A 25,235-nucleotide genomic window follows, 5' to 3' on the forward strand; every position below is an offset into this window, starting at 1 on the left:
ACCGAAGTCACGCCAAATCTTCCCCATTTCGGGAGCTTTTGCAAATACTGTTTTATGGGAACTCTGCTACGGGGAACGCCCTGTTGTACATATCGCTATCGTATGTGGATTTTTCAGGGTGCGTCCGGGTGGCGCACCCTGTTTTGTTTTGCCTTATTTTCCCTTGTTCCGCAGTTCTTTTTTCGTTGCCCACAGACTGTAAGCGCAGGCGAGCAGCTCGGACGCCCAGAACGCAAACCATGCCTTGTCGATGCCCATAGTGCGGATAAGGAGCCACAGGCAGGGCACCAATACCACCAGCTGCCGCAAGGCAGCGCCGATCATATTGACCACGCCGTTGCCAAGACCGGAGGCAAAGTAGCCGCACAATATGGTGATGACCGCAAACAGGAAGGTCACCGAGATGATGCGCAGAGCGGGCACACCGAAAGCCAGCATCTCGTCACTGGCAGAGAACAGCCCCAGCAGCTGCGCCGGGAACAGCAGCCCCACCAGCGTGAACACCAGCGAAGTGGCCAGCATCAGGAACAGGCCTGTGGTGGCGGCACGGCAGGCTTCCTCCGGCTTTTTCTGCCCCAGCTTCCGGGAGAGCAGGGCGTTCAGACCCACGGCGGTGCCCACGCCAATGGCGATCATCAAAAACTGGATGGCATATACAAGAGAGGCGGCAGTCAGGGCCGTTTCCGACAGCCGCGCCACAAAAATGCTATCCACGATGTTGTACAGCGATTGGATGAGCAGCGACAGCATCAGCGGTACCGCCATAGTGTACAGCAGGGGGCGGATGGGCATTTCTGCCAGTTTGTTTTTCGGGTTCATAGGTTCTCCTTTTTCGGGCAAACAAAAAAGCGTGAAATCGTTGAGGGGTAGCTTTCCCTCAGGATTTCACGCTTTGTAAGCCGGCTTTTTGTATTCTTAACGGAAGGTATTATACCGGAGTTTTTTCAAAATTGCAAGAAGAATTTTGAAAAAATCACAGCAGTGCGCTTTCCAGATCACTCAGCATTTCGCTCAGTGCCTGAATGCCGCCCTCTGCGGTGTACCAGACATTCGGGTGTGCCAGATAAACGACGTGGCCGTTCTTGTAAGCATCGGTGCTCTTGACCAGCTCGTTTTCCAGGATCTCCTGCGCCAGCTGTGCGCCATCGGTGCCAATGGCTGCATCACGATCCATGGCGAAGATGTAGTCGGGGTTCTTGTCCACAATGAACTCGAAGGAAGCCTCGTTGCCGTGGGTCGAGGTGTCGATATTGGCATCTACGCCGATGTTCTCAAAGCCGATCTCCTTGCCGATGATGGAGCAGCGGCCATCGTTGCCCAGAACATTGAAGCTGCCGCTGGTGGTCATGCCGACGATGGCAGTCTTGCCCTCTGCAAAGGCTTTCAGGGCGTCGATGCGGCTGTCAAAATCCGTCATCAAAGCTTCCACATGGTCTTCCAGACCAAAGATAGAAGCGATGGTCATGGCGTTTTCTCGGGTGCTTTCCACAACGCCCTTTTCGGCGTCGGTCGCAAGGAAAACAACGGGTGCGATCTCGCACAGAGCATCATAGGATTTGGACAGGCGTCCGCCGATAAAGATGATGTCCGGCTCGCAAGCCATGACTGCTTCCATATCGGCTTCCTTGATGTTGCCAAGGTTCGCAATGCTGTCATTGGTGACATAGCTCTGAAGATAGTCCAGAGAGGTGGATGCCGTGCCGACCACACGGTCGCCAACGCCCAGTTCATCCAGAATGTCCAGAGAAGCAAGGTCGAGGATTGCAATGCGCTGCGGGTCAAAGGGCACTTCCACGTCCACTAACTCCTTTGCACCGTTGAACGCCTTGATGGTCACAGACTCCGGCACCGCTTCCGAGGAAGTGGTAGCTTCGCTGGATGCAGCCACAGAGGATGCCACGGAGCTTGCCGTGGAGGAGGAAGCGCCGCAGGCGGCGAGAACACCCGCTGCACTCACAGCGGCCATAGCGGTCAAAAACGAACGACGAGAAATTTTCTTCATAAGAATGCTCCTTTTAAAAAGTACTGAAATCAATAATATATCGACAAAGGCTTGCCTTCGATCTGCATGATCTCAAAGTCCACCTTATAGATATCGGACAGGTTTTCTTTGGTGATCACTTCCTGCACGGTGCCAAACTTTGCGATTTTTCCATCCACGAAGGCGCAGATGTAATCGGAATAAAACGCAGCATAGTTGATCTCGTGCAGAACAAGGATCACCGTTTTGCCCAGCTCATCGCACAGGCGGCGGACGATGCGCATGAGGTTGGTTGCGTGGTAAATATCCAGATTGTTGGTCGGTTCATCCAGCAGGATATACTCGGTGTCCTGCGCAATGACCATGGCAATATAGGCACGCTGCCGCTGACCGCCGGACAGTTCATCGATGAACTGCTCCTCAAAATCGCCCAGTTCCATGTAGGCGATAGCGCGGTCAATGATCTCGTTGTCCTCTTGGGTCAGCCGCCCGCCGGAATACGGAAAGCGGCCAAATGCAACCAGTTCCCGGACGGTCAGCTTCATCTGAACATTGTTTGCTTGGGTCAGGATGGCGAGCCGCTTGCTCAGCTCCCGGCTTTTCCAGCGCGTGATCTCCGTCCCCTCAAAATCCACAATTCCGCTGTCCCGTGCGATCAGGCGGGACAACATTCCCATCACAGTGGATTTTCCTGCACCGTTCGGACCGATGAGGGAAAGGACTTTGCCTTTCGGAATTTCAAAACTCACGCCATCGACAACGGCTTTGCCATCGTAGCGTTTGGTGATCTCTTTTACAAACATGGTGTTATGCCTTTCTCTGGGTGAGCAGCAGATACAGGAAATACACGCCGCCGCCCACGGTGATGAACACGCTGACCGGAACCGAGTAAACGAACACCCGCTCCACCAGAAGCTGTCCGCCAATCAGAACAGCCATACCGAACAAAACAGAGCCGGTGATGAGCTGGCTGTGCCGGTAGGTACGCAGGAACTGCCGGGAAAGGTTGGCAATGATAAGCCCCAGAAATGCCAGCGGCCCGACCATAGCGGTGGCTGTTGCAATGTACAGTGTGACCCCCAGCAGCAGCCGGCGGATGCAGCGGTCATAGTCCACACCCAGATTGATGGCCTGATCTTTGCCCAGTGTCAGAACATCCAGCAGCGCAAGCTCTTTCCGGAAGGCAAAGGCGACCAGCGCCAGAACTGCAACGGACAGTACCAGAATCGCCGAATTGACATTGGAAAAGCTGGCGACCAGATCCGTCAGCAGCGTGTCGTACTCGTTGGGGTCCATCACACGGGTCAAGGTCGTCTGGATGCTGGAGAAGAACGAGGTCAGCACCGTGCCGATAAGCAGAACGTACAGAACATTGTGGTTCGTTTTCCGGAACAGATAGCTGTAGATCACGGTGGCAACAGCACCCATGATGGCAAGATCTACCGCAAAGGCTGCATTGGCATTGACTGCCAGAAAGCTGCCCGAACCCGCCACAAAGAACACAGCCGTGTGGATCAGCGAATAAAGCTGATCCATACCCAACAGGCAGGGCGTGACGATGGTGTTATTGATGATGGACTGAAACACGATGGATGCACTTCCAATGGCAAATGCCGTGATGAGCATGGCGATCAGCTTGGGCGTGCGGATGCGCATGGCGTAGGCAAATAATTTTTGGTTTTCAAAATGGACACCCACTGTCATATAGCCCGCGCAGGCCAGCAGAACAAGAAGCAGAAGGATCAGCAGGCGCAGATGATTTTTGTGCATTTTCATGCTGCACCTCCGGTTTTCTTGGCAGCTTTGCCCAGCCGGACTGCCTTGCGTCCATGCCGAAGCCGATACAGCAGCAGACCGACAAACAGGATGCTGCCGATAACGCCAACGATCAGCTCGATGGGCAGCTCGTAGGGATAGATCACAACCCGCCCGATCATATCGCAGACCAGCACGAACACAGCGCCAAACAGAGCGGTATCCACCAGCGTTCCGCGGATCTGGTCACCCTTGAACATTGCTACGATATTGGGCACAATGAGACCGATGTAGGAGATTGAGCCGACCACGACAACAACGGATGCCGTGATCATGGCAGCAATGGTCAGACCCATAAACAGCACCAGATCATACGGAACGCCGAGGTTCTGAGAAAAGTCTTTTCCCATGCCCACGATATTGAAGTGGTTGGCAAATACAAATGCCAGAACCACCAGCGGTACCGTCAGCCAGACAAGCTCATACCGCCCACGAATGACGGTGGAAAAATGACCGACCAGCCAGCTGGAAAGCGCCTGTGTCATTTCATATTTGTAGGCAAGATAATTGGTAACGCCCATTACGATGTTGGAGAACATGATGCCGACCAGCGGGACCATGACAACGTCCTTGAACTGGATACGCTGGATGAACCAGACAAAGACCCATGTGCCCAGAACAGCACAAACGAAGGAAAAGGCAGCACGTCCCCACAGGGTAGAACCCGGTGCAAACAGCAAAGCCAGCAGAATGCCAAACTGTGCAGAAGAGATCGTTGCGCCTGTGGTGGGCGAAACAAACTTGTTCATACAGAGCTGCTGCATGATAAGCCCCGCCACACTCATGCCGATGCCTGTGCAGAGGATGGCAAGCAGACGCGGCAGGCGGGAGATCAGAAAGATCTCCCATGTTTCCACGCTGCCTGTAAACAGGTCAGAAGGCCGGATGTCCAGCACCCCGACAAACAAAGAACAAACCGAAAGAATCATCAGCAGAACGCCGAGAAAAACGGTGGAACGATGATTACGAATGAAAAGCCCTCCTCAAGATTAGTGCAAACTAACTTTTTTGAAAATAAAAAGAGAACGCCTGCGTGTGAAGAAACTGGTCTTACGTGTTCACACACAGCGCGTTCTGCTGAAGGGATTATATCATAAGGCATCGATGGGTTTCAAGTGGCAAACTCTCACGAAGGTTTTTCATAGCAAACCGTCATGCTTTGTTAATTCCTACAAAGTTGCTCCGATTTATATACGCACCAAAAAGGATAGGATTGAATTTTAAAATATACGATAAAAAATGCAAAAAATAAATGCAAAGGCGATTCTTCACAAAAAGAGCCCTTGCATTTGTTGGTAAAAATCACCATGCGGCTTCAGCGCAAAACCTCCAGCAGCCGTCTGCCGGCTTCCTGCTGCGATTCCCCAAACGCCACCGCCAGCTCCTCCCGCAGGACACGTTCTACCATCTGGTAGAAGTAGGTATCCATAGCGTTGATCTTTCGGCCGCGGCTTTGCTGCTGGGTCTGCTTTTGCCCCAGCTCCTTGAACAGGGTCAGGTACTGGTAAAAATCGTTGGTGTGGAGCAGTGCCTGATAATGTTCTGCCAGCGCTGTCTGTACCCCCGCCGGGATGGGCAGCTTCTCCGCTTTGATGCGTGCAAGGTCGGCTGCTGCCTGCTGTGCCGGGGTCACCGGGCGCAGCGCCGCTTCCTTTTCCGTGGGGATATAGCTGCGGTCGTGGGAATCCGAAAAATAAGGCCGGAGGGTGTAATACTCTCTGGCGGACTCATCGCAAAAGCGCCGCAGCCCGACGCCTTCCACCTCGTGCACTCCCAGATTTCCGTAAACCACCAGCGCTCCCGCTTGAAACCGTGACATGGTATTTTCCTCGTTTCCTTGTATGGAAGGATTGCAAAAAACAGACCTTCCAGCGTACTTTCGTTCTCTACAATATTGTACCACGGCCGGGCGGCTGGCTTCAAAGGGCATCTTTCACAAAGTTTTCCTCGTGCAATCTGCGCAGAATGCCCAGTGTAATTCTTGTGCAAAACTGCCTTTGCAAATTCCCGGCGGGCAGGCTATAATAATTTCGTACAACGAGTAGCACTCATGCGTAAAACCGGTTGCATGAGAGCTGCCCGTTGTTTTTTTGTCCTTAAAATGGAAAGGTAAGGTGAATCCCATGGAAAGTTCCAATCAATTTCTCGGCACGGAGCGCATCGGCAAGCTGATGCAGAAGTATGCGATCCCGTGCATTATTTCGCTGCTGGTGGGTGCGCTGTACAACATCGTGGACCAGATCTTTATTGCAAACGCCAGCTATCTGGGTTCCTACGGCAACGCCGCCAACACCGTTGTGTTCCCGCTGACGGTGGTGGCGCTGGCTATTGCGGTGATGATCGGTGACGGCTGCTGCGCTTTCGTCAGCATCAGCCTTGGTCAGAACGAAGTCCCCAAGGCAAAGCGGAGCGTCGGCAACGCAGTGGTGATGTGTCTGGTCAGCAGCATTGTGCTGGCGGCTCTCTATCTGGTTTTTGCGGATACTATTCTCGCCCTGTTCGGCGGAACGGTGAACGCCGAGACCTATCACCACTCGCAGGAATATTTTTTCTATATCACGCTGGGCGTGCCCTTTTATATGTTCGGGCAGGCCATGAACCCCATCATCCGCGCGGATGGCAACCCCCGGTTTGCCATGGTGTCCACCCTTGCGGGTGCGGCGCTGAACATCATTCTGGACCCCATCTTCATTTTCGGCTTCCGCTGGGGCATGATGGGCGCAGCGGTGGCTACCGTCATCGGTCAGCTGGTCACCGCAGCGCTGGCAGTGTGGTATCTGCTGCACATGAAGATCATTCGCCCTGAAAAGGGTGACTACCGGCTGAAAGGCTCCATCTGCGGCCGCACCCTGACCCTTGGCATGACCAGTTTTCTGTCTCAGATCAGTCTTGTGGCGGCTATGGCAGCCATCAACAACATGATCCGCAAATACGGCGCACTGGATGCCGTGTTCGGGCAGGAGCAGTACGCCCAGATTCCTATGGCAGTTGTTGGCATCGTGATGAAGTTCTTCCAGATCGTCATCTCCATCGTGGTGGGCATGGCGGCTGGCTGCATCCCCGTGGTGGGCTTCAACATGGGCGCCAAAAAGCCCACCCGTGTGAAGGAGCTGTTCACGAAACTGCTGCTGGCAGAAGCCACCGTGGGTGCCGTTGCACTGGTGCTGGTGGAGCTGCTTCCCCGACAGCTCATCGCCCTGTTCGGTGCCGCCAACGAGAGCGTTTATTACACGGATTTTGCCGTGCGTTCCTTCCGCATCTACCTGTGCATGATCATTCTAGCCTGTGTCAACAAGGCCTGCTTCATCTTTTTGCAGGCCATGGGCAAGGCAGCGGAATCCACCGCCCTGTCCATGGTGCGTGAGGTGGTGTTCGGCGTGGGCTTTGCCCTGCTGCTGCCCCGGTTCTTCGGGCTGGACGGTGTGCTGTACTCCATGCCCATGTCGGATATCCTCACCTTCCTGATCGCAGGTTATCTGATCTGCAAAACCTACCGTGAACTGAACCAGAAAGGAGAAGTCTAATGGAAAAACGCATCATCACCATCAGCCGCGAGTTTGGCAGCGGCGGCAGAACCATCGGCAAGCTGGTGGCAGAGCATCTGGGCATCCGGTGCTACGACGCCGAACTGATCCAGAAACTGGCTGCCGAAAGCGGCTTTGACGAAAACTACATCAAGGAGGCCGGAGAGTATACCCCCGGCGGCTTCCTTGCTTCTGCCTTCACCAACCGCAGCTTCGGCCCCACCAACGAGGACCTGCTCTGGAAGTTGCAGTACCGGATCATCCGGGAGCTGGCGGAAAAGGAGCCTTGCGTCATCGTGGGGCGCTGCGCCGATTTTATCCTGCAGAACCGCACCGACTGCCTGAAGGTCTTTGTCCACGCGGACATGAAATTCCGGGCAGACCGCATCGTGCGGATCTATGGGGAACGGGAGAAATCGCCCGAAGCCCGACTGAAGGAAAAAGATAAACGCCGTGCCGCCTATTACCGCTTCTATACCGATATGAAATGGGGCGATGCCTCCAACTATCATATTGCGCTGGACAGCGGTGTCATCGGCATTGAAAAGTGCGCAGAACTCATTGAAAGCCTTGCCTGAACTGTATCCGATGCAAGTCCTAAGCCAATAGAGCAAAACACCGCCTACCTGCGTTTGATTACGCAGATAGGCGGTGTTTTTTCAATACGATTTTATGGGAAGCTCCATTGTTCTCGTTTCCAAAGAAAACAAAAAATCCGAACCATTTTCCTCGGATGCAACTTCCGTCGCTTTCGCCAAACATCAGCGCCCCACAGTAGCCGCAGAACGGCTTGGTGGCAAGCATATACCCTATACGCAAGCACCTGAAAGAACATTTTGAAATTATTATATAGATTGTAGCTTTCGGATTCCAATCCCTAAAAGTACGTTGCTGATTTCCACCACCTGCAAAATTTCTTCTTTGCTGGCATTATCATAGTGTATCCCCGCTGACACGACAACCGGACAATTCACAGTCTTAAACAGTTCTTCACACCAGTGCTGACAAAGACCGCCCTCTTTGTGTCCTTCAAACTGTGTAACTGTAATCTTCCCAGCAGGATCTGCAACTCCGACTGCTCCGATATGGGGCTTGTCGCCGCCATACAGACCAACCTGCACCCCGCAGTCTGTCACTGTGATTTCTGCCGTGATGGTTTTTCCACGGAACATCTGCTCATGGGTAAAATGTTTCATAGATTCATGCCCTCCCACTCATAGCTTTCCTCGTCCAGATCAAACTGACTCAGAATCCGGTTGACTGTATGGCGGGTCATTTCCGCAACAGATGCCGGATGGTTATAGTAGGTCTGCATGGGCGGCAGGATGACTGCACCATACTGACTGGCTTTACACAGGTTTTCCAGATGCAGGGTGGACAGCGGGCTTTCCCGCGCTACCAACACCAGCTTGCGTCGTTCTTTCAACATACAGTCTGCGGTTCGCAAAAGTAGGTTGTCGCTGTACCCGGACACGATGCCTGCCACGGTCTTCATGCTGCAGGGACAGACGATCATCCCCATACTTTTCCAGCTTCCGCTGGCCGGGGCAGCGCCGATGTTGGCATTGTCGTGCACCACATCTGCCAATTCCTGAAATTCCTCGGTGGACATCCCGGTTTCCTGATGCAGGGTCATTTCACCGCCCTTGGTCAGAATCAGGTGTGTTTCCACCTCCGGTCGGTATTTCAACTGCTGCAGCAGTTCAATGGCCAGCGGCGCACCGGAAGCACCGGACACGCCAACAACAAGACGCCTTTTCATTGAAAAACCTCACAGTTCAAAATCCGGCAGCCAGTGCTTAACATCTACTTCTTTGAACGCAGCCCGCTTGAATTTTTCCTTCAGCTCAAAAGGCACGGTGCAGTCAAAGATGGTCTTGGTGGAACAGCCCACATCCCGGATGGAACCGGTATACTCCGGGCAGGAACTGGGGTCCAACGGATGGCACCGCACACCGGGGATCGTGATAATATCCCGGTCTCCCTGAAAGCGGGTGTTCATCGCCCACAGCACATCGTTGGTGTCAAAGATGTCCACATCCTCATCCACCAGAATGACGTGCTTCAGTTCCGGGAAGGCACTGAACGCCAGCAATGCGGCCTGCCGCTGCTTGCCCTCATCGGTGTGGACCGTCTTTCTGCACTGCAGGATCGCCATATACTTGCCGCCGCCTGCCCGGTGAGAATAGACGTTCAGCACCTTGCCGGGCAATGCCTTGTCGATGAGGTTCAGAATACTGGCCTCGGTAGGGATGCCTGCCATATTCACGTGCTCCTCGCTGGGACCGATGCAGGTCTGCATGATGGGATGCTTGCGGTGGGTCACGGCTTTTACCTTCAGCAGCCAGCACTCATGGCTTGCCTTGCCGTTGTAGCCGGGGAACTCCGGCATCGCATAACCGGTGTGGCTGTTCTGATCCTCCACCACATGATTGCTGCCCGGTACGATCTCACCCTCAATGACATATTCCGCATTGGCAATGGCGTTTTCACGGACCGTCAGGCAGGGGCACAGCTCCACCGGGCGCTTGCGCAGCGCACCGGCAATGCTCAGCTCATTGAAGCCCAAGGGGGTCGTGGGGGGTTCAAAGCAAGCGGTCACCTCGATGGCGGGGTCTACACCGATAGAAACGCTGATAGGCAGCGGCTGGCCCAGTTCGGTGGCGCGCTCTGCCATGGCACCAATGTGACGGCTGCCCGGCTGCAGGAAAATGGACAGCTCGTCCTTGGACTGGATGCACATCCGGTGAATAGTCACATCCGAGCAGCCCGTGTCCGGGTGGGTGGCATAGCACATCCCCAGCGTGATGTAAGGACCGGCATCCACCGGCGTATTGGTGGGCGCGGGCACCAGCTTGAACAGGTCAAATTCCGGGTCGGTGGCACGGTGCACCACTTCCTGACAAGGGGCCGGTTCGTGGGTGACGATGGGCTGAATGGGGTTCTTGGCACACTCGCAGAGCAGATGGCCCAGTTCCTCCTTCTTCACGCCAAACAGGTTGGCTACCCGCTGGCGGCTGGCCAGCACGCCAATGGCAACGCTTGTGTCCGGGTGTCCCTTGACATTATGAAACACCATGGCTGGGCCGTCCACCTTGGTAGGGCGCATCACGGTGCCGCCCGCGCCCACATAGCGGTACACACCGGAAAGCTCTGCCTCCGGGTCTACCTCCACATCTGTTTCCACCAGCTGACCCGGTGTCTGGCGCAGCACGTCCAGGGCGGTGCGCAGGTCTAAAATATCGGTACGATGGTTCATAAAACGCTGTCTCCTTTTTACAAATCGCTGCTCTTTTGGCACAGCCCATCGATCCAGCTGAACAGCTCATTCAGATCGTAATCTCCACTATGCGGCAGCCCCCACGGAATAGCAAAGTCTACCTTGTATCCTTTGTTCTGCAAAACGGTTTGCAAAATGTATGGAATAGCCAGTGCTGTATCACGATCGTAAGCACCGTGACGAATGCGCCAGTATGGGGCGGTATCGGCGTTTCCGATAAATGTAAGTGGATTCATTTTGGCGATGATTTCCGGCGCTGCCAGCGTACCGCCTGCGGTATCATGAGCCTGACCATAAGCCGTGAAATGCTGCCGCTGGATTTCCTCTGTGCCAAACTCCTCGTTTTCCGGGGAGTTCATATCCAGTGCATCGAAGGCAGGTGCGGTCTTCATGCGGGTGATGGCAGTGACAAAGCCCTCCCAATCCAGAGCCACGACCTTACCATTCTCAATGGTCAGGTAAGATTGCTGCTCTACCTCGCTGCCCGCAACCGCAATACCGGAAAGCGCCTGTGCTGTGTGGTGGGTATCCAGCTCTTTCTGTGCCGCGCACATCACTTCAGCCTTCAGCGCATCCAGAAAGCTGCCGGTGCCATCTTCGTTCAGGGTCAACGGTGTCCCGTCAGCGGCTTTCAGGTCAAGACCGTTCAGATAGGCCGGAAACAATGCTTTCAGTTCCCGGGAGATCTGTTTCTGCTGCTCGGTCTGTACTCCTGTGGTACCTTTTTGAACGATTTTTCCATCCTGTACGCTCATGCGAATCGTGCTGAAATGATCGTGTCCACAGAACATCCACTCATAGGCAGCATCTGCATTTTCCAGATTGTGGATGGGACAATAGCAGCTTACCGCAAACACATCGTCTCGTTCATCTGCTGCGCCAATGGCCGCTAGTTCTGCCGCATACAGCGGGCTATTGCCACTGGTACCGGCCAGAGCAGACAACGCACCGCCTGCACTGGTACCGTTGGTAATGAGTTTTTCTGTGTCGCCGGGGATGCTGTCGCGGTTTTTACGCAGCCAGCGGATGCCTGCTTTCAAGTCCACAATGAACGCAGGGGCTTTGCCAACGCTGTGACCGGTCTCCTGTTGTTCTGCAATCGTTTTGGAACCCTCAAAAAACTCTGTGTTTTGATGTCCAGAAGTGCGTCCGCGTACACCGATGCAAACAACGATATATCCATGTTCCAGCGCACGAAACGCTGCATTGGGACGACCAAAGCGATCAAGTCCCGGACAGTCTGCCGGACCAGGCAGATAACCGCCTACTGTATTGGGTACAAAGATCGGAGCCGTATGCAGTGTATATCCATTGTGTCGTGCACCGTCGTAGTAATCCTCTGGGACATAAAGGTTCAGCTTCTGAATAGGGTCCACAGGTGCCGCACAGTACACGATGTTTTCAAATGCGCGGTAACGGACCGTGGACCCCGCCAGTGTGCAGTGTTTTGTAGTGTACGCCGTTGGGTCAAAACACAGGTCTTTTGCCATGAAAATCCTTCTTCCTCTTATTGTTCTACTCTTATCGCAAGTCAAGAAATTAGCGCAACATCAAGACGGCATCTCTGCGATATGCAATTCAACGATGTTGCTGTTGCATTATCGCAATTTTCAAAAATAGTGCCTATCAAAATGGCATATTTGCGATATGCAGTTTGCGGATGTTGCTTGTGCATGAAAAGCGCAAACTGCTATAAAAAGTTGAATTGCTATAAATTCAGCTGCCTGCTACCAACAGACATTTCGTGCTGCGGTGTAAAATATATTTCCGTATTTTCCGGGGTGTTCCTGCGGTCGCCCCGAAAGACCCGAAACCCCCATCATTTTCAGGGGAGCCGCTGCATCTCGTCCGGCTATAATATCTTCAGCCAATTCCAGATTATCCTGTAAGATACGCTTATCCGACCAGAACGTCCCATGATTGCGCAGCACAGTATCAAACTGGTCTTGGTATACCTGCAAATGACGCAGAGCTGCAACATACGTGGGAAGTATCTCCTTTGCCAACAGTGTCATTTCGCCACAAGCGTCCCCGAAGATTGCAACACGATCTTCCGGAATCAAGAATACCTGCATCCCGGCAGTATGTCCGGGAACGGGGATCGCCTGCACCTGAGCGCCGCCCAACTTCAAAACGGAATTGGCTTTTAAGGGGCTATAAGGTGCTGCACGGCCGGGCTGAAGATCCTGCGCCGTAAAACCTGCCGGAGCCCCGTCCGGTCCGCTGATGATTTCATCATAACGTCTTTGCCAAGTGTTGTGCTGTTTTTCCAGTGCAAAGTCAGCCTGGCTAAGGAATACTTCTTCAAACTGGGCAGAGCCGCCTGCATGGTCCAGATGTCCATGTGATAACCAGACGTGATACGGTGTAGTGATCAGACTTTCAACAAAGCCGCGAAGATCACCGATGCCAAAGCCGGTGTCAAGCAGCACTGCGCCATTTGTTCCCTGCACAAGATATACACATACCCCACAAGGAAGAATAATTCGTTGAATATGCTGTGACACAGCCTGCAGCTCAAATCGTTGCATAATACGCCTCATTTTTGCCAAAGTACAAAAGGGACAGACTGGGGAAAATCCCTTTATCTGTCCCCTGGAGTTTTTGTCAGATCAAAGTTTCTTTTCGGCTTCAAAGTCGTAGGTCAGCCACTGAACGATGAAGCAGAATGCCATGCCGATGCCAGTGCCGATCAGAGCTTTGATAAGGTCACTCATATCGCCGGTCGGATTGACATAGTTGGCAAAACCGAAGATGCCGCTGCCGCCAAACAGGTAGATTTTCGTGCGCAGAGCACCCATCACCGCACCACCAACAGCACCGGAGAGAATGTTGATGGCATAAGGTTTCTTAAGCGGGATAAGGATGGAGTACATCAGAGGTTCGCCAACACCACATACCTGAGAGATAAAGGAAGGCAGAGCCAGATCGCGCACCTTTTTGCTCCGGGTACGCAAAGTGATGCACAGACCCTGTGCCACACCGATCATAGGACCGATGCCGCCGGAAGCCATGATGTAGTCGAAGCCATTGATGCCGATGTTGGAAAGAGCCAAAGAAATAATGACCCAGTGCAGACCAAACATGACCAGAACGCCGAAACCGCCGCCGACCAGCGCACCAGCAATAATGCCGCCAACAACACCGCACTCATACAGGGCCTTGACCAGCATGAAGATGGCACCACAGATGCCCTGCGAAACGGGGCCGATCACAATATAGGTCAGAGGAACCGTAATCAGAAGCACCAGCACAGGAGTAAGGATGCCACGGATAGCTTCGGGCAGAGATTTTTTAAAGGTTTTTTCAAGTTTGGATGCGAGGTACACGGCAAGCATGATGGGGATAATGCTGGAAGTATAGCCACTGCCCGGCATGATAATGGGAATGCCAAACAGGGTGTTATAATAGTCCATTGCAAAGGGCGTGCCTGCCAAGATCGTACCAGCTACTTCCATTGTAGAACCGATATTGACCATTGCCGGGTACACCAGTGCGGTACCGATCGCCGCCCCAAGATATTCGGAGCATTTGAATCTGCGTGCGGCAGAGAAACCCAACAGAATGGGCAGAAAATAGAAGAAGCCATCGCCTACTGCATACAGCAGCATATACAGACCGCTCGTAGTGGAAATCCAGCCCAGAGATGCAAACAGCGAGATCACACCTTTGATGATACCAGCGGCGGTCAGGATTCCCAGCGTGGGAGCAAGAACGCCAGACATCGTGTTCATCAGGGCATTGACTGGATTGTGCTTTTGTCCTGCAGGGGACTCGTTGTCTGCCGAATCAGTAGAAAGACCGTAGGTTTCAACGATGAGATCATATAAGGCGTCCACTTTACTGCCGACAACTACCTGACACTGTCCACCAGCCATAATCAGCTGGATCACGCCCTGCAGTTTGCGCAGTTCTTCCTGATTCACCTTGCTTTCATCCTTCAAAGTGAAGCGCAGCCGCGTAAAACAGTGCGCCAGGTTGACTACATTTTCTTTGCCGCCGACATTCTGAATAATCGATGCGGCTAAAGCATCATATTTGTTTGCCACTTTGCTTTTCCTCCTGTTTCTTATCAATCAGCTGCCCGGGCTTCTGAATATAATATACAGCCATCTTGCAAAATTGTAAATATAACTTTCACACAAAGATTTTGACTGTTCCTTGGCATTTTGCACAAACTTGTTTGAAATTCGTCTGTTTGTCAGTGGTTTTCAGGTTGTGTTTACGGATAGCATTCCTATGCCTTGAATAAAAGTTTTATTTTAACAGAGGGAAAGGATTGTTTTTTTATAAAATTTTGATACACTTGTCTTATCTTATAAGAAAGAAAGAAAGAAAGGCTTTTTATGAACCCTTTACAGCGAATGGAGCTTCACAAAGCTGATTTTACACAAAACGATCAAATTATCTATGATTGCATCATGAAAAATCCTGCTGGAATCACACACATGTCTACCAGCTCCCTTGCAGAACTGTGCGGCGTTTCTCAGCCGGCACTTTCTCGTTTTGTGAAAGGTTTAGGATATGCGCGGTATCAGGATTTTCGGGCAGAACTGATTGGCATGGTAGCACAGCAGACCGAGCAAGCCGAGCAGGGGCAGGAACATCTTTTGTACTTTAGTCAATTATATCAGCTATTGCATGAAACGGAACAATTACTCACGGCAAATTATTTACATGAACTCGGTAGCTACCTTTGTGAATTTCCACGGATATTTGCAAGCGGTATTGGAAAAAGCCGCCATGCAGCAGAGCTGTTAGAAATTTTGATGCGCAAGCATCGGCGCTTTGCGCAAGCAATCAGTCATGATGCACTGACTGAGCTTACGGATTATATGGAGTCTGATGATCTTCTGATCGTGTTTTCCGTAAGTGGTGGCGAACATATCATGGAAGAGGCTCTGCGAGCAAATGGTAAGGTTATGCTTGTTACCTCAAAGCCCGATCCACGGTATACTGATAAGGTTGATAAACTTGTTGTTCTTCCCCATTTATCGTCAGACCCGGAAACAGATTCTGTTTCGCCAGTTTTGTTTGATATCTTTGTAGAACTTGTCACATCGTTTCTTCCCTATAATATAGAGAGAGTATCTGATTCATAAATAATTTCGCAAAACCATCTTGACGCACCTTGAAAATTTTCTGTCCATCCGGGACTTCACTTCTGCAATGCGTCTGCATTTCCGAAGTGATCTTGTTGGGGCAACGCCCCTCCATCTGCTGTCGCAGACCGCGCTGCCGCTTAAAAGCCCCACTGGGGCTTTTATTGCTGCGCTACGCTTTGCAAATGCGGTCCCACCCCAAACCCTGCTTAAAACGGACGAGGAGGAATTGTGTCAATTTGACACAATTCCTCCCACTATAGAGAAAACAGAGCGATCCCGACGGGGAACGCCCTGTTGTACATATCTCTGTCGTATGTGGATTTTTCAGGGTGCGTCCGCAGGGGCGCACCCTATTTTTGTTTCATCGTGGTTGGGTGTACATCAAACCGCATCACCGCAACTCCTTATAGGTTTCTTCCGGCACCGGCTCGCACCACTCGTTAGAGGTGCCTTCGCCGGGTACTTCCACTGCCAGATGAGAGAACCAGCAATCGGGTGCAGCACCGTGCCAGTGCTTGACCTCCGGGGGAATGTTCACCACATCGCCCGGATGCAGCTCCTGCGGCGCTTTGCCCCATTCCTGATAGTAGCCCCGGCCTGCCACGCAGACAAGGATCTGTCCGCCGCCCTTTGCAGCATGGTGGATGTGCCAGTTGTTCCGGCAGCCCGGCTCAAAGGTGACGTTGTAAATGCCAACCTGTGCGGTGGACAAGGGTGCCAGATAGCTTTTTCCACTGAAATACTGCGCAAAACCGTCGTTGGCTGCGCCGATGGGGAACACCATTTCGCTCTGGTGCTGTGCCTTGGCATCCTCTGCAGATTCCTCTGCCCAGACTTCCTTGGCCATGCGGAAAGCCGCCCACGCCTTGGGCCAACCTACATAAAACGCCGCATGGGTCAGGATCTCTGCAATCTCAGTCCGGGTAATACCGTTGTTTTTCGCTGCCGTCAGGTGATACCGAAACGAGGAGTCCGTCAGTCCCTGCGCCATCAGTGCTACCACCGTCACAAGGCTGCGGTCCCGGAGAGAGAGTTTATCCTCTCGGCTCCACACCTGCCCGAATAGTACTTCATCGTTAAGTTCCGCAAATTTTGGCGCAAATTCGCCCAGAGCATCCCGCCCTGCTGTCTGTTTCACTGCCATTATACGTTCCTCCCCATCTCGTAAGCCTGCGCCATGGCAGGCGTACCGCACACTGCACCCGGCTCGTAAACGCCACATACTACAAGGACTCCCTTTTCCACGGCACCTTCCACACAGTCTGCATAGCCCCGGAAGCAGGCCAGCGTAGTGTCCGCAGAGGATTTTTCCTCGTCTGCCATGGTGGTGATGTAGTAGAACTCTTTGTCCTTGACCTCAAGCCACCGTGCCACGGTACGGTCGATCACTGTCTTCAACTGGGCACTGATGGAGTAGAAGTATACCGGGCTTGCCAGCACAATGACATCGGCATCGATCATCTTTTGCAGGATGTCTGCCATATCATCCTTGTGGACGCAGGCTCCACCGTGGGTGCTGCAGTAGTAGCAGCCGGAACAGGGAGCCACCTTTTTCTCAGCGACCCGGATCTTTTCTGCTTTGTGCCCGGCATCCTGCGCCCCGCGCAGAAATTCGTCGCATAGAATATCAGAGTTGCCGCCCTTCCGTGGACTGCCAGACAAAATCAATACCTTCTTGCTCATAGGAACCTCCTTGACAGCAGAGTGCATCCGCATTATGATGTTGATAAAGTTTGATTTTATCATACAACTTAAAGCGCACTTTAAGTCAAGGGCTTTTTGAAAAACCGGAGGTTTCAGATGATCTATACCGTAGGCGAAATGGCACAAAAGCTGGGCGTACCTGCCTCCACCCTGCGCTACTACGACAAAGAAGGGTTACTTCCCTTTGTGGAGCGTTCCTCCGGCGGCATTCGAATGTTCCGGGAAAACGACTTCGAGTGGCTGCAGGTCATCTGCTGCATGAAAAAAGCCGGAATGTCCATCAAGGATATCCGGCAGTATATTGAGCTTTCCATGCAGGGAGACGACACCATTGACACCCGGCTGGAAATGTTCCGGCATCAGCGGGAGGTGCTCACCCAGCAGATCCAGAAGTTACAGCACACGCTGGAGACCGTGGAGTATAAATGCTGGTTCTATGAAGCCGCCAAAGCCGCTGGGACAGTGGATGTCCCCGGTGCGATGACCGATGCGGACGTGCCGGAGCAGTTCCGTGCCATCCGGCAGGAGCTTCGGGGACAGAAGATGCCGAATATCGAAAGATAAGAAATGCCGTTCCAGTTGCTTTTGGAACGGCATTTTTCTTAATCTTCTAACCCATGGCTCCCGGTTACGGTTTTCAAATATTCCTTCGTGTCACCGTTCAGAATCAAATTGGCATAGCCCAGCGGGTCATTATAGACGAGATAGTCTAACTCCGACCTCTGCGCCATGGTCACATCCAGCGCATCCTCGACCCCGGTGCAGTCAATGTAGATCATTCTCCCATCCCGGAGCAACAGCTCCACGCAGCCGGTGTCCATGTTGACTTTACAGATTCTTTCATCGTACTTCATGTTTGTGTCCTTTCTGCCTTACGGCACTCTTACAGTGGTCTGTCGTGCTTTCTTATGATAAGGTCTAGGACGCTTTTCGATGGAAGCAAGGGATTCATTTTGTTTTCCAAAGAAAACAAAAAATCCGAACCCTTCTCCTATCGGAAAAAAGTTCGGATTTTGTTGTTGTGGTGCACCTCCAGGGACTCGAACCCTGGGCCCACTGATTAAGAGAAACCATCGCGCAACAATCGTCAATTTCCAGAATTACGCAGATTCGTTGTTTTTATCGTTTTATCGTAAATTTGCGTTTTGCATCTGCTGCATCCTTTGCATCTGTTATCTCCTCTTGCATCCGTTATCCAGCCGTTCCGGTGTGCAAAAATGTGCAGAGCCAAAATCAGCCTCTTAAAACAGGGATCGGATTTTTATGCAAAGCCGGGAAAATGGGCTGGTTTGGCTCGAAAATGGCATCCGCAATTTCACCTGTTTAAACCAAGCATCAAATGTACATCAACAACTACGATTCATGGCAGGGATTTGGACAACTGCGATCTCTTATAAATCCAAAGCAGCTCTTTCTATGTGGACTTTTCTGGATGGAAACACCTAAAAGGTTCACATTTTTTATTTTACCGGCAGCCAGACCGTTGTTTTTGCCCCGCATGGGGTGTTCTGCCCGAACACTGCCGTGCCGCCATGGGCGGCGGCGATCTGCTGCACTACATATAAGCCAAGGATATGGGGCGCATTTTCGGCAGGCTCCGCAGCGTTCAGTGCCACCAGAACGGCAGCTGGATAGCCGATACCGTCATCTGCCACGGTCAGGCAGAAGTGCTCCCCCACCCGCCGGGTGTGCACGGTAATGTTCACCGGCTTTGGGTTATGCCGGACGCTGTTGTTCATCAGGTTTTCCAGCAGCCGTGCCAGCAGCGCCTCATCCACCGAAAGCACTGTCTGCTCTGCTGGTTCTTCCTGTTCCAGTGTGATCTCGCAGCGCTCTGCCAGCGGGCTTTCGCAGAACTGCGCCACCAGCTGCCGGAACAGCGGCCCTGCCCGGAGGTCTTTCCGGCGCAGGGGTTGGGCACCGTATTCCAGCTTACTGGTCAGGTTCAGGTCATCAATGAGGGTGCGCAGCTTTTCGCACTGGGTGCGGATACCGGTCGCTTTCTGCCGGGAGCTGTCCGGCAAAAGTGCATCCTGCTCCAGCTGCTCCGCCCAGCCTAAGATCAGCGCCAGCGGGGTGCGCACGTCATGGCTGACCCCTGCGATCCACTGGGTGCGGGCATTGTCCCGCCGGGAAAGCATCTCATTTTTGGCTTGCAGCTGCGCCCCGGTCTGGTTCAGCTTTTCTGCCAGTTCCCCGGCAAAACCGTCGGTAGGCAGCCGGACGGTCTGCCCCTGCGCCAGTGCTTCCAGACCGTTTGCCACGGTCTCCAACCGCTTTGCCCCCCGCCAGCTCAGCCAGAAGCAGAGAACCAGGCCCAGCAGCAGCATTCCCAGCACTGCTGCCGGGAGCACCCGCACCATGCTCAGGGCAAAGTCCGGTGAGCTGTAAATGCTGTACTTCCACAGGCTCCCCTTTGGCAGCCCGATGACGAACAGTCCGTAAGGTTCTGTCCAGCAGAACACCGGGTAATCCGCCAGATACCAGCGGGCAAATTTGGCGATATCGCCGGGAGTGTAGGCATGGTTCAGTTCCTGCGGCAGGCCGTAGCTCCAGCGGATGTTTCCCACATCGTCCAGCACCATCGCCCACTCGTAGCCATTCATCCACTCCTGCGGGGTGCGTTCTGCCCCAAAGGCAAGCCCTTCGGCGGTCTCCACCATGGAATCCGCAATCTCGCTGGATGAATACTCCCGCTGCGGCAGGCGGCAGCCCTCCTGCCAACCCAGCCAGCCCAGCACCGCAACACCGGAAAACAACAGCAGCAGAACAATGCCCACCGCCGCCAGCACATACCGCCGGATCAGGCGCACAAAGGTTTTCATGCTTCTTCCCCCTTTGTCAGCTTATAGCCAATGCCCCGCACCGTCCGCAGAAACTGCGGCGCACCGGGTTCGGCTTCCAGCTTCTCCCGCAAATGCCGGATATGTACCCCCAGACTGTTCTCGTAGCCATAGTAATCTGCGCCCCAGACCGCCGCACAAAGGGCATCGTAGGTAACGATGTGTCCCCGGTTCTCTGCCAATTTCCGCAGCAGCGCCAGCTCGGTAGCAGTCAGCGCCAGTGTTTTGCCCTCTGGCAGGGTAACAATGGCATCATTCAGGTCTACGCACCGCTCCCCCAGTTGCAAAGGTGCCGGTTTTGTACGGGACAGCTCTGCCCGGTACGCCCGCTGCAAAATATGCTGCACCCGCAGCAGCAGTTCCTGCATCAGAAAGGGTTTGGTCAGGTAGTCATCTGCGCCAAGACCCAGCCCGAACAGACGGTCGGCATCCGCGTCCCGTGCAGAGAGGAACAGTGCCGGAACGTCCGCTTTTGCCCGCAGCGCCCGGAACAGCGAAAATCCGTCCCCATCCGGCAGGTTGATATCCAGGATCATCAGCTCCGGCTGCTCTGCCGCAAAACAGGCGCGGGCAGCGGCGCAGCTTTGGGCAGTTCTAATATGGCCATATCCTGCGCCCCGCAGCTGCTCACATAGCAGTGCCAGCAGCTCGGCGTTGTCATCCACAACGAGAAACTTTGCATCATAAATGGTATCCATAAGGGCAGTTCTCCTTTCCCGCCTTTACTATACCACACTTTTCGCGCCGCAGCGGAAAACACCTGCAAATTTAAGGGTAAATTAAGCTGCGCTTCCGGTCAGTTTAAGGCAGCGGGTGTATTCTGGCATCGTTCCGAAAACCATGAATGCGAAAGGAGACCATTTATGAAACCTGTGATTGAGACCCATGCCCTTTGCAAAAGCTACCATGGCCGTCCGGTAGTGGATCATTTGAACCTGACTGTCCCGGAAGGCTGTGTTTACGGCTTTTTAGGCCCCAACGGTGCGGGCAAATCCACCACCATGAAGATGCTGCTGGGGCTTGTACACCCCACCGGTGGCAGTGTGGAACTGCTGGGGCACACCCTGAACGAAGCAAACCGCATTGCCCTGCTGCGCCAGACCGGCAGTCTGATCGAATCCCCCTCCGGTTACCTGCACCTGACTGCCCGGGAAAACCTATCCATCGTGGCTGACTTGAAAGACGTGGACCGGAAGGACATCAGCCGGGTGCTGGAGATCGTGCACCTGACCAAAGACGCTGACCGGAAGGTGGGGCAGTATTCCCTTGGCATGAAGCAGCGGTTGGGCATTGCCATGGCGCTGCTGGGCAGCCCCAAACTGCTGATTTTAGACGAACCCACCAACGGTCTGGACCCGGCAGGCATTCAGGAGATGCGCAGTCTGATTGCTTCCATGCCCCAGACCACCGGAGCCACCGTGCTGATCTCCAGCCACCTGCTGGGCGAGATTGAGCAGATGGTGGATCAGGTGGGCATCCTGAACCACGGCAAACTGCTGTTCGAGGGCTCCTTGCAGCAGCTGCAAAAGCACAGCCGGGGCGGCATTCTGCTGCGGGTGCTGGATACACCCAAAGCCGCAGCCGTCCTGCAGCAGCAGGGAGTAAAAGCCACCGCACCGGCAGATCAGCCGGACACCCTGCAGCTTCCCCCGCTGCCGGACGAAGCATTGGCGGCACTGGTCTGCACCCTTGCCGAAAGCGGCGTGGGTGTGGTGGGTCTGACTGCGCAGACAAAGAGCCTTGAGGATATCTTCCTCAGCCTGACCCAGACCAGCGGGGAGGTGGCGTAAGATGGCAGCTTTCCGTGCAGAACTGCAAAAAGCCCACCGTAGGCATGACCTTGCTCTCTGCCTGCTCATCCCCGGCATTGTCGTGCTGTGGGTGGGCGGCCTTGCCCCGGCAGACCCGGAGGAGCTTGCCAACGGTTACAGCGCCCTGCTTTACAGCCTGCCCGTCATTGAAGCCATTCTGATGCCGGTGATGATGGCAGTGCTGGCCTCCCGGCTGTGGGATATGGAGATCAAAGGCAACACCGCCAAGCTGCTCTACACCCTGCAGAGCCGCCGCAGCCTGTTTGCAGGCAAGGCGGTCTTTGGAGTGCTGGAGGTGCTGTTGGTTACGGTGCTGGAGCTGACCTGTGTTCCGGTGCTGGGGCGTGTCCATGGTTATACCGAAGCCTTTCCCACTGGGCAGCTGGTCTATCTGTTCGTCTGCACGCTGGCTGTGGACACAATGCTCTTCTTTGGCGAATTTCTGCTGATGCTGTGGGTAGGCAATCCCCTGCCGGCGCTCTGCGTGGGCATTGTAGGGGCGCTGGTGGGTCTGTTCTCTGCTTTTATGCCGCCGCTTGCCAGTTATTTTGTGCCCTTTGGGTACTACATCCCTCTGAGCGCCTACGAAGTGGCGAACTGGGACAAGGCCACCCACACCGTCACCTACGGCACCCGCTCCTTCAACTGGGGGCTGTTGGCCTTCACCCTTGCGCTGGGCGCTGTGCTGTTTGCCCTTGCGTGGCGCAAGGTACAGGACGAGGAGGTATAAAACCATGCTGAAACGCTGTATTCTTGCGGAGAACCGCAAACTTCACGCATCTCCCATCTGGGCAATGTTCTTTGTGCTGCCCATTCTTTCAGCCACCTACGGCACCTTCAATTATTTACAAAATCTTGAGATCCTCACCGACGGCTGGTATAGCCTGTGGACCCAGCACACCCTGTTTTATTCCATGCTCTTCTTCCCTGCCATGGTAGCCACCTATGCTGCCTACTTGTGGCGGCTGGAACATCTGGGGCACAACTGGAACCTTATCATGGCAAGCCCTGTACCGCCGCTGGACCTGTTTGCCGCAAAGTTTGCGGTGGTGACAAAGCTGGCGCTGCTGACCCACGGCTTTGTGTTCGCGCTGTTCGTGTTCTGCGGCAAGGTATTTGCCCACCTGCCCGGGCTGCCGCCGGTCACCTTACCTCTGTTTTTACTGCGGGGCCTGCTGGGTGCGTTGGCTGTCATTGCCGCACAGCTGGTGCTGGCCATGGTCATCCGCAGCTTTGCCGTGCCCATTTTTCTGGGGCTGCTGGGCGGCATTACCGGCATCTTTATCAGCTCCAAGGGTCATGGGCTGTTGTGGCCCTATTCTCTGATGCAGCTCGGTATGAACTCCAACAAAAGTGCGGATGCTCTGGCAGGCAGCTACGGGCTGTTTGCCTTCAGCTGCATCTTCTGGCTGGGGACGATGTTCCTTCTGGCATGGCTGCTTTTACGCCGGGAGGATGTGCGGGCATAAAACAGAAATCTGCGTATCTGCTCCTGTCAAGAGGGCTGGCACCGTCCAGCCCTCTCTCTTTTCGCCAAAGTTTCCATCGCTTTTTCTTGCACCATGCCGAAAGTGACGTGTTCTCAAAAGTTCGCGTTTGCGAAACGTATGGTGCGTTTCCGGTCTTTCGCTGCGTATGTGCGTACAGAGAAAGCCACCTGCTGCGTACGCACGTACGCAGCAAAACGCCCAAGTTCTCCCTTATAAGGGGTATTGGAAAAGTGTCAGGTTGACAGTTTGCCCGGAGCAAGAGTGCAGAGAGTGCAGCTCTTTGCCCCAGTGATATGATGCTGTGCGTCATATCCTACTGGGTATTATCTGGCGCAAAACGGCGGCAGATCCAGCAGCTTCGCTGCTGCGTTCTCCCCCGGCAAGCTGTTGAAACGGAGATTAGAAAAATCATTTATCCACGAAGTCTACACGCTGCTCAAGACCGCATTTTCCTATGCTGTGGAGTGGGACCTCATCCACAAGATTCCCCTGCCCCGTGATACCCCCAAGGTCAACATCGAGGAGCGCACCATCTGGGCCGAAAAAACCATGCTGGCAGCGTTGCAAACCATCGAGAACCCCGCCCTGCATCTGGCGGTACACATGAGCATGATCCTCTCGCTCCGTGAGGGCGAAATCCTCGGCTTACAGCCGAGTGATTTGGATTTTGATGCCGCCGATGGTCGTGGTACCATCTCGGTCAGCAAAACCATGCAGCGAGCTAACAAGGACGCTCTGGAAAAGCTCGACCCCAATCAGGTGTATCACACCTTCCCGGACAGGCGTGAGGGCAGCAAGTCCTCCCTCATCCTGAAAAAGCCAAAAACGAAGAAGTCCAACCGTATCCTGTATATGACCAAACCTCTGAAAGCGGAGCTTCTGGCATGGCTTGAAAAGCTCAAACAGGACGAGCAGAATGCCCCGGAGAAGTACAGCAACTGCGGGCAACTGTTCCGGCTCCCGGATGGTCTGCCCATTGCACCGGAGTTGCTGACAAAGTGGTACCGCCTGTGGAGAGCCGAGCACCCGGAGTTTGAACAGATCGTGTTCCACGGCCTGCGGCACTCCAGTGCCACCTACCAGCTCTTGCAGTCGGACGGTGACTTCAAGTCGGTGCAGGGCAACACAGGTCATGCAACGGCATCTGTCCTGATGGACACCTACGCTCACACGCAGGACAAGCCCCGGTTGGAGCTGACCGAGAAGATCGAGGCAAACTTCTATTCCCAAGACCTGACCCCGGCAGCACCTCAGCCCCGGCAAAATGAAAAGCCGGTGGCAACAAAGATCTCTGGTAAGGAGATCCTTGAAGCCATCCGGCTGATGGATGCAGACGAACGCAGAGAATTGACGAGAGCCTTGTTCGCCTAAAATTTCTTCTTTTTATGCAAAGGAAAGCAGGCTGTGCAAACCTTGCACAGAAAAGTCCCTAATTCGGGCAAATGTGCAAACGATGTGCAGAAAGTGTGCAGCCGCTTTCCTACATAAAGAAAGAACGTCAAATCTTACGATTTGACGTTCAAAATTTGATGCACCTCCAGGGACTCGAACCCTGGGCCCACTGATTAAGAGTCAGTTGCTCTACCAACTGAGCTAGAGGTGCATATGGTGACCCGTACCGGAATCGAACCGATGTTAAAGGCGTGAGAGGCCTCTGTCTTAACCGCTTGACCAACGGGCCA

General features: G+C 53.8%; 24 protein-coding genes, 2 tRNA genes and 1 pseudogene. 8 read left to right on the forward strand and 19 right to left on the reverse strand.

Features of this window, described 5'->3' with window-relative positions; all coding sequences use genetic code 11:
- Window positions 1-153 precede the first annotated feature (153 nt).
- The 6 genes from WMO20_RS12815 to WMO20_RS12840 all read right to left on the reverse strand — a co-directional run bounded on the left by WMO20_RS12815 (window position 154) and on the right by WMO20_RS12840 (window position 5,615).
- Entirely contained in the window at window positions 154-819 is a 666-nt protein-coding gene (locus tag WMO20_RS12815; RefSeq protein ID WP_349187098.1) for an MATE family efflux transporter, read from the reverse strand.
- Between the two features lie 154 nt (window positions 820-973).
- A complete protein-coding gene (locus WMO20_RS12820; RefSeq protein ID WP_349187099.1) occupies window positions 974-2,002 on the reverse strand; it encodes a siderophore ABC transporter substrate-binding protein in 1,029 nt (342 codons plus the stop codon).
- Between the two features lie 29 nt (window positions 2,003-2,031).
- Window positions 2,032-2,784, reverse strand: coding sequence for an iron ABC transporter ATP-binding protein (locus WMO20_RS12825; protein WP_215666621.1), 753 nt, complete (start codon window positions 2,782-2,784; stop codon window positions 2,032-2,034).
- A gap of 4 nt (window positions 2,785-2,788) precedes the next feature.
- Window positions 2,789-3,757 carry an iron chelate uptake ABC transporter family permease subunit gene (locus WMO20_RS12830; protein WP_349187100.1) on the reverse strand — a complete coding sequence of 323 codons (969 nt, stop codon included), beginning with the start codon at window positions 3,755-3,757 and terminating at the stop codon, window positions 2,789-2,791.
- On the reverse strand, window positions 3,754-4,725 hold the full coding sequence (locus WMO20_RS12835; RefSeq protein ID WP_215666623.1) for an ABC transporter permease: 972 nt from the start codon (window positions 4,723-4,725) through the stop codon (window positions 3,754-3,756). The genes WMO20_RS12830 and WMO20_RS12835 overlap by 4 nt, the downstream gene beginning before the upstream one ends.
- A gap of 386 nt (window positions 4,726-5,111) precedes the next feature.
- Window positions 5,112-5,615, reverse strand: a complete 504-nt coding sequence (locus tag WMO20_RS12840) for a CarD family transcriptional regulator (protein ID WP_349187101.1) — start codon at window positions 5,613-5,615, stop codon at window positions 5,112-5,114.
- Between the two features lie 304 nt (window positions 5,616-5,919).
- On the opposite strand from WMO20_RS12840, the gene WMO20_RS12845 reads away from it, so the two are divergent.
- Together WMO20_RS12845 and WMO20_RS12850 are read left to right on the forward strand one after the other, a co-directional pair.
- Window positions 5,920-7,320 carry an MATE family efflux transporter gene (locus WMO20_RS12845; protein ID WP_349187102.1) on the forward strand — a complete coding sequence of 467 codons (1,401 nt, stop codon included), beginning with the start codon at window positions 5,920-5,922 and terminating at the stop codon, window positions 7,318-7,320.
- Window positions 7,320-7,898 (forward strand): cytidylate kinase-like family protein, encoded by a 579-nt coding sequence (locus WMO20_RS12850; protein ID WP_349187103.1) that lies wholly within the window; start codon window positions 7,320-7,322, stop codon window positions 7,896-7,898. The genes WMO20_RS12845 and WMO20_RS12850 overlap by 1 nt, the downstream gene beginning before the upstream one ends.
- A 267-nt stretch (window positions 7,899-8,165) precedes the next feature.
- Here WMO20_RS12850 and lpdD read toward each other — a convergent pair whose 3' ends face one another.
- From lpdD to WMO20_RS12880, 6 genes are all read right to left on the reverse strand, one after another.
- A complete protein-coding gene (gene lpdD / locus WMO20_RS12855) occupies window positions 8,166-8,516 on the reverse strand; it encodes a prenylated flavin chaperone LpdD (protein WP_349187104.1) in 351 nt (116 codons plus the stop codon).
- A complete protein-coding gene (locus WMO20_RS12860; protein WP_349187105.1) occupies window positions 8,513-9,082 on the reverse strand; it encodes a UbiX family flavin prenyltransferase in 570 nt (189 codons plus the stop codon). Before WMO20_RS12860 ends, lpdD begins: the two co-directional genes overlap by 4 nt.
- A 9-nt stretch (window positions 9,083-9,091) precedes the next feature.
- Window positions 9,092-10,579 carry a UbiD family decarboxylase gene (locus WMO20_RS12865; protein WP_349187106.1) on the reverse strand — a complete coding sequence of 496 codons (1,488 nt, stop codon included), beginning with the start codon at window positions 10,577-10,579 and terminating at the stop codon, window positions 9,092-9,094.
- Window positions 10,580-10,596: 17 nt separating this feature from the next.
- Window positions 10,597-12,090, reverse strand: coding sequence for a subtype B tannase (locus WMO20_RS12870; RefSeq protein ID WP_349187107.1), 1,494 nt, complete (start codon window positions 12,088-12,090; stop codon window positions 10,597-10,599).
- 237 nt (window positions 12,091-12,327) lie between these two features.
- Complete coding sequence (locus tag WMO20_RS12875; RefSeq protein ID WP_349187108.1) at window positions 12,328-13,131, reverse strand: MBL fold metallo-hydrolase; 804 nt, start codon at window positions 13,129-13,131, stop codon at window positions 12,328-12,330.
- A gap of 81 nt (window positions 13,132-13,212) precedes the next feature.
- Entirely contained in the window at window positions 13,213-14,649 is a 1,437-nt protein-coding gene (locus WMO20_RS12880; RefSeq protein ID WP_349187109.1) for a PTS transporter subunit EIIC, read from the reverse strand.
- A gap of 297 nt (window positions 14,650-14,946) precedes the next feature.
- On the opposite strand from WMO20_RS12880, the gene WMO20_RS12885 reads away from it, so the two are divergent.
- The gene (locus tag WMO20_RS12885) at window positions 14,947-15,702 is read left to right on the forward strand and encodes a MurR/RpiR family transcriptional regulator (protein WP_349187110.1); all 756 of its coding nucleotides are present in this window, start codon (window positions 14,947-14,949) and stop codon (window positions 15,700-15,702) included.
- Between the two features lie 394 nt (window positions 15,703-16,096).
- Here WMO20_RS12885 and WMO20_RS12890 read toward each other — a convergent pair whose 3' ends face one another.
- Window positions 16,097-16,849, reverse strand: coding sequence for a carboxymuconolactone decarboxylase family protein (locus WMO20_RS12890; protein WP_349187111.1), 753 nt, complete (start codon window positions 16,847-16,849; stop codon window positions 16,097-16,099).
- On the reverse strand, window positions 16,849-17,388 hold the full coding sequence (locus WMO20_RS12895; RefSeq protein WP_349187112.1) for a flavodoxin family protein: 540 nt from the start codon (window positions 17,386-17,388) through the stop codon (window positions 16,849-16,851). Before WMO20_RS12895 ends, WMO20_RS12890 begins: the two co-directional genes overlap by 1 nt.
- Window positions 17,389-17,505: 117 nt before the next feature.
- Here WMO20_RS12895 and WMO20_RS12900 point away from each other — a divergent pair, with 117 nt between their 5' ends.
- Window positions 17,506-17,973: a MerR family transcriptional regulator gene (locus WMO20_RS12900; protein WP_349187113.1), complete on the forward strand. Its 468-nt coding sequence runs from the start codon at window positions 17,506-17,508 to the stop codon at window positions 17,971-17,973.
- 38 nt (window positions 17,974-18,011) lie between these two features.
- On the opposite strand, the gene WMO20_RS12905 is transcribed toward WMO20_RS12900, so the two are convergent.
- The 3 genes from WMO20_RS12905 to WMO20_RS12915 all read right to left on the reverse strand — a co-directional run bounded on the left by WMO20_RS12905 (window position 18,012) and on the right by WMO20_RS12915 (window position 20,950).
- Window positions 18,012-18,263 carry a DUF6061 family protein gene (locus tag WMO20_RS12905; protein WP_349187114.1) on the reverse strand — a complete coding sequence of 84 codons (252 nt, stop codon included), beginning with the start codon at window positions 18,261-18,263 and terminating at the stop codon, window positions 18,012-18,014.
- A 606-nt stretch (window positions 18,264-18,869) separates the two neighbouring features.
- On the reverse strand, window positions 18,870-20,234 hold the full coding sequence (locus WMO20_RS12910; RefSeq protein ID WP_349187115.1) for a sensor histidine kinase: 1,365 nt from the start codon (window positions 20,232-20,234) through the stop codon (window positions 18,870-18,872).
- Complete coding sequence (locus WMO20_RS12915) at window positions 20,231-20,950, reverse strand: response regulator transcription factor (protein WP_118658962.1); 720 nt, start codon at window positions 20,948-20,950, stop codon at window positions 20,231-20,233. Before WMO20_RS12915 ends, WMO20_RS12910 begins: the two co-directional genes overlap by 4 nt.
- A 165-nt stretch (window positions 20,951-21,115) precedes the next feature.
- Between WMO20_RS12915 and WMO20_RS12920 the strand changes: the two genes are divergently transcribed.
- The 4 genes and pseudogenes from WMO20_RS12920 (at window position 21,116) to WMO20_RS12935 (ending at window position 24,924) form a co-directional block, all read left to right on the forward strand.
- The gene (locus WMO20_RS12920) at window positions 21,116-22,042 is read left to right on the forward strand and encodes an ABC transporter ATP-binding protein (protein WP_117535732.1); all 927 of its coding nucleotides are present in this window, start codon (window positions 21,116-21,118) and stop codon (window positions 22,040-22,042) included.
- Window position 22,043: 1 nt separating this feature from the next.
- Window positions 22,044-22,793 (forward strand): ABC transporter permease, encoded by a 750-nt coding sequence (locus WMO20_RS12925; protein ID WP_349187118.1) that lies wholly within the window; start codon window positions 22,044-22,046, stop codon window positions 22,791-22,793.
- 4 nt (window positions 22,794-22,797) lie between these two features.
- A complete protein-coding gene (locus tag WMO20_RS12930; protein WP_097779986.1) occupies window positions 22,798-23,532 on the forward strand; it encodes an ABC transporter permease in 735 nt (244 codons plus the stop codon).
- Window positions 23,533-23,846: 314 nt separating this feature from the next.
- Window positions 23,847-24,924, forward strand: a pseudogene (locus WMO20_RS12935) (site-specific integrase).
- Window positions 24,925-25,083: 159 nt separating this feature from the next.
- Here the strand turns inward: WMO20_RS12935 and WMO20_RS12940 are convergent.
- Window positions 25,084-25,156, reverse strand: a tRNA-Lys gene (locus WMO20_RS12940).
- Window positions 25,157-25,159: 3 nt separating this feature from the next.
- Window positions 25,160-25,234: transfer RNA gene (locus tag WMO20_RS12945), tRNA-Glu, on the reverse strand.
- Between the last annotated feature and the right edge of the window lies 1 nt (window position 25,235).

It is taken from the genome of Faecalibacterium intestinale (genome assembly GCF_040096575.1).
Taxonomy (GTDB): Bacteria; Bacillota; Clostridia; order Oscillospirales; family Ruminococcaceae; genus Faecalibacterium; species Faecalibacterium intestinale.

Bases quoted from the DNA above. Each gene is read 5' to 3' on its own strand.
- WMO20_RS12815 (WP_349187098.1), bottom strand. From the start codon at position 819: ATGAACCCGAAAAACAAACTGGCAGAAATGCCCATCCGCCCCCTGCTG.
- WMO20_RS12820 (WP_349187099.1), bottom strand. From the start codon at position 2,002: ATGAAGAAAATTTCTCGTCGTTCGTTTTTGACCGCTATGGCCGCTGTG.
- WMO20_RS12825 (WP_215666621.1), bottom strand. From the start codon at position 2,784: ATGTTTGTAAAAGAGATCACCAAACGCTACGATGGCAAAGCCGTTGTC.
- WMO20_RS12830 (WP_349187100.1), bottom strand. From the start codon at position 3,757: ATGAAAATGCACAAAAATCATCTGCGCCTGCTGATCCTTCTGCTTCTT.
- WMO20_RS12835 (WP_215666623.1), bottom strand. From the start codon at position 4,725: ATGATTCTTTCGGTTTGTTCTTTGTTTGTCGGGGTGCTGGACATCCGG.
- WMO20_RS12840 (WP_349187101.1), bottom strand. From the start codon at position 5,615: ATGTCACGGTTTCAAGCGGGAGCGCTGGTGGTTTACGGAAATCTGGGA.
- WMO20_RS12845 (WP_349187102.1), top strand. From the start codon at position 5,920: ATGGAAAGTTCCAATCAATTTCTCGGCACGGAGCGCATCGGCAAGCTG.
- WMO20_RS12850 (WP_349187103.1), top strand. From the start codon at position 7,320: ATGGAAAAACGCATCATCACCATCAGCCGCGAGTTTGGCAGCGGCGGC.
- lpdD (WP_349187104.1), bottom strand. From the start codon at position 8,516: ATGAAACATTTTACCCATGAGCAGATGTTCCGTGGAAAAACCATCACG.
- WMO20_RS12860 (WP_349187105.1), bottom strand. From the start codon at position 9,082: ATGAAAAGGCGTCTTGTTGTTGGCGTGTCCGGTGCTTCCGGTGCGCCG.
- WMO20_RS12865 (WP_349187106.1), bottom strand. From the start codon at position 10,579: ATGAACCATCGTACCGATATTTTAGACCTGCGCACCGCCCTGGACGTG.
- WMO20_RS12870 (WP_349187107.1), bottom strand. From the start codon at position 12,090: ATGGCAAAAGACCTGTGTTTTGACCCAACGGCGTACACTACAAAACAC.
- WMO20_RS12875 (WP_349187108.1), bottom strand. From the start codon at position 13,131: ATGCAACGATTTGAGCTGCAGGCTGTGTCACAGCATATTCAACGAATT.
- WMO20_RS12885 (WP_349187110.1), top strand. From the start codon at position 14,947: ATGAACCCTTTACAGCGAATGGAGCTTCACAAAGCTGATTTTACACAA.
- WMO20_RS12890 (WP_349187111.1), bottom strand. From the start codon at position 16,849: ATGGCAGTGAAACAGACAGCAGGGCGGGATGCTCTGGGCGAATTTGCG.
- WMO20_RS12895 (WP_349187112.1), bottom strand. From the start codon at position 17,388: ATGAGCAAGAAGGTATTGATTTTGTCTGGCAGTCCACGGAAGGGCGGC.
- WMO20_RS12900 (WP_349187113.1), top strand. From the start codon at position 17,506: ATGATCTATACCGTAGGCGAAATGGCACAAAAGCTGGGCGTACCTGCC.
- WMO20_RS12905 (WP_349187114.1), bottom strand. From the start codon at position 18,263: ATGAAGTACGATGAAAGAATCTGTAAAGTCAACATGGACACCGGCTGC.
- WMO20_RS12910 (WP_349187115.1), bottom strand. From the start codon at position 20,234: ATGAAAACCTTTGTGCGCCTGATCCGGCGGTATGTGCTGGCGGCGGTG.
- WMO20_RS12915 (WP_118658962.1), bottom strand. From the start codon at position 20,950: ATGGATACCATTTATGATGCAAAGTTTCTCGTTGTGGATGACAACGCC.
- WMO20_RS12920 (WP_117535732.1), top strand. From the start codon at position 21,116: ATGAAACCTGTGATTGAGACCCATGCCCTTTGCAAAAGCTACCATGGC.
- WMO20_RS12925 (WP_349187118.1), top strand. From the start codon at position 22,044: ATGGCAGCTTTCCGTGCAGAACTGCAAAAAGCCCACCGTAGGCATGAC.
- WMO20_RS12930 (WP_097779986.1), top strand. From the start codon at position 22,798: ATGCTGAAACGCTGTATTCTTGCGGAGAACCGCAAACTTCACGCATCT.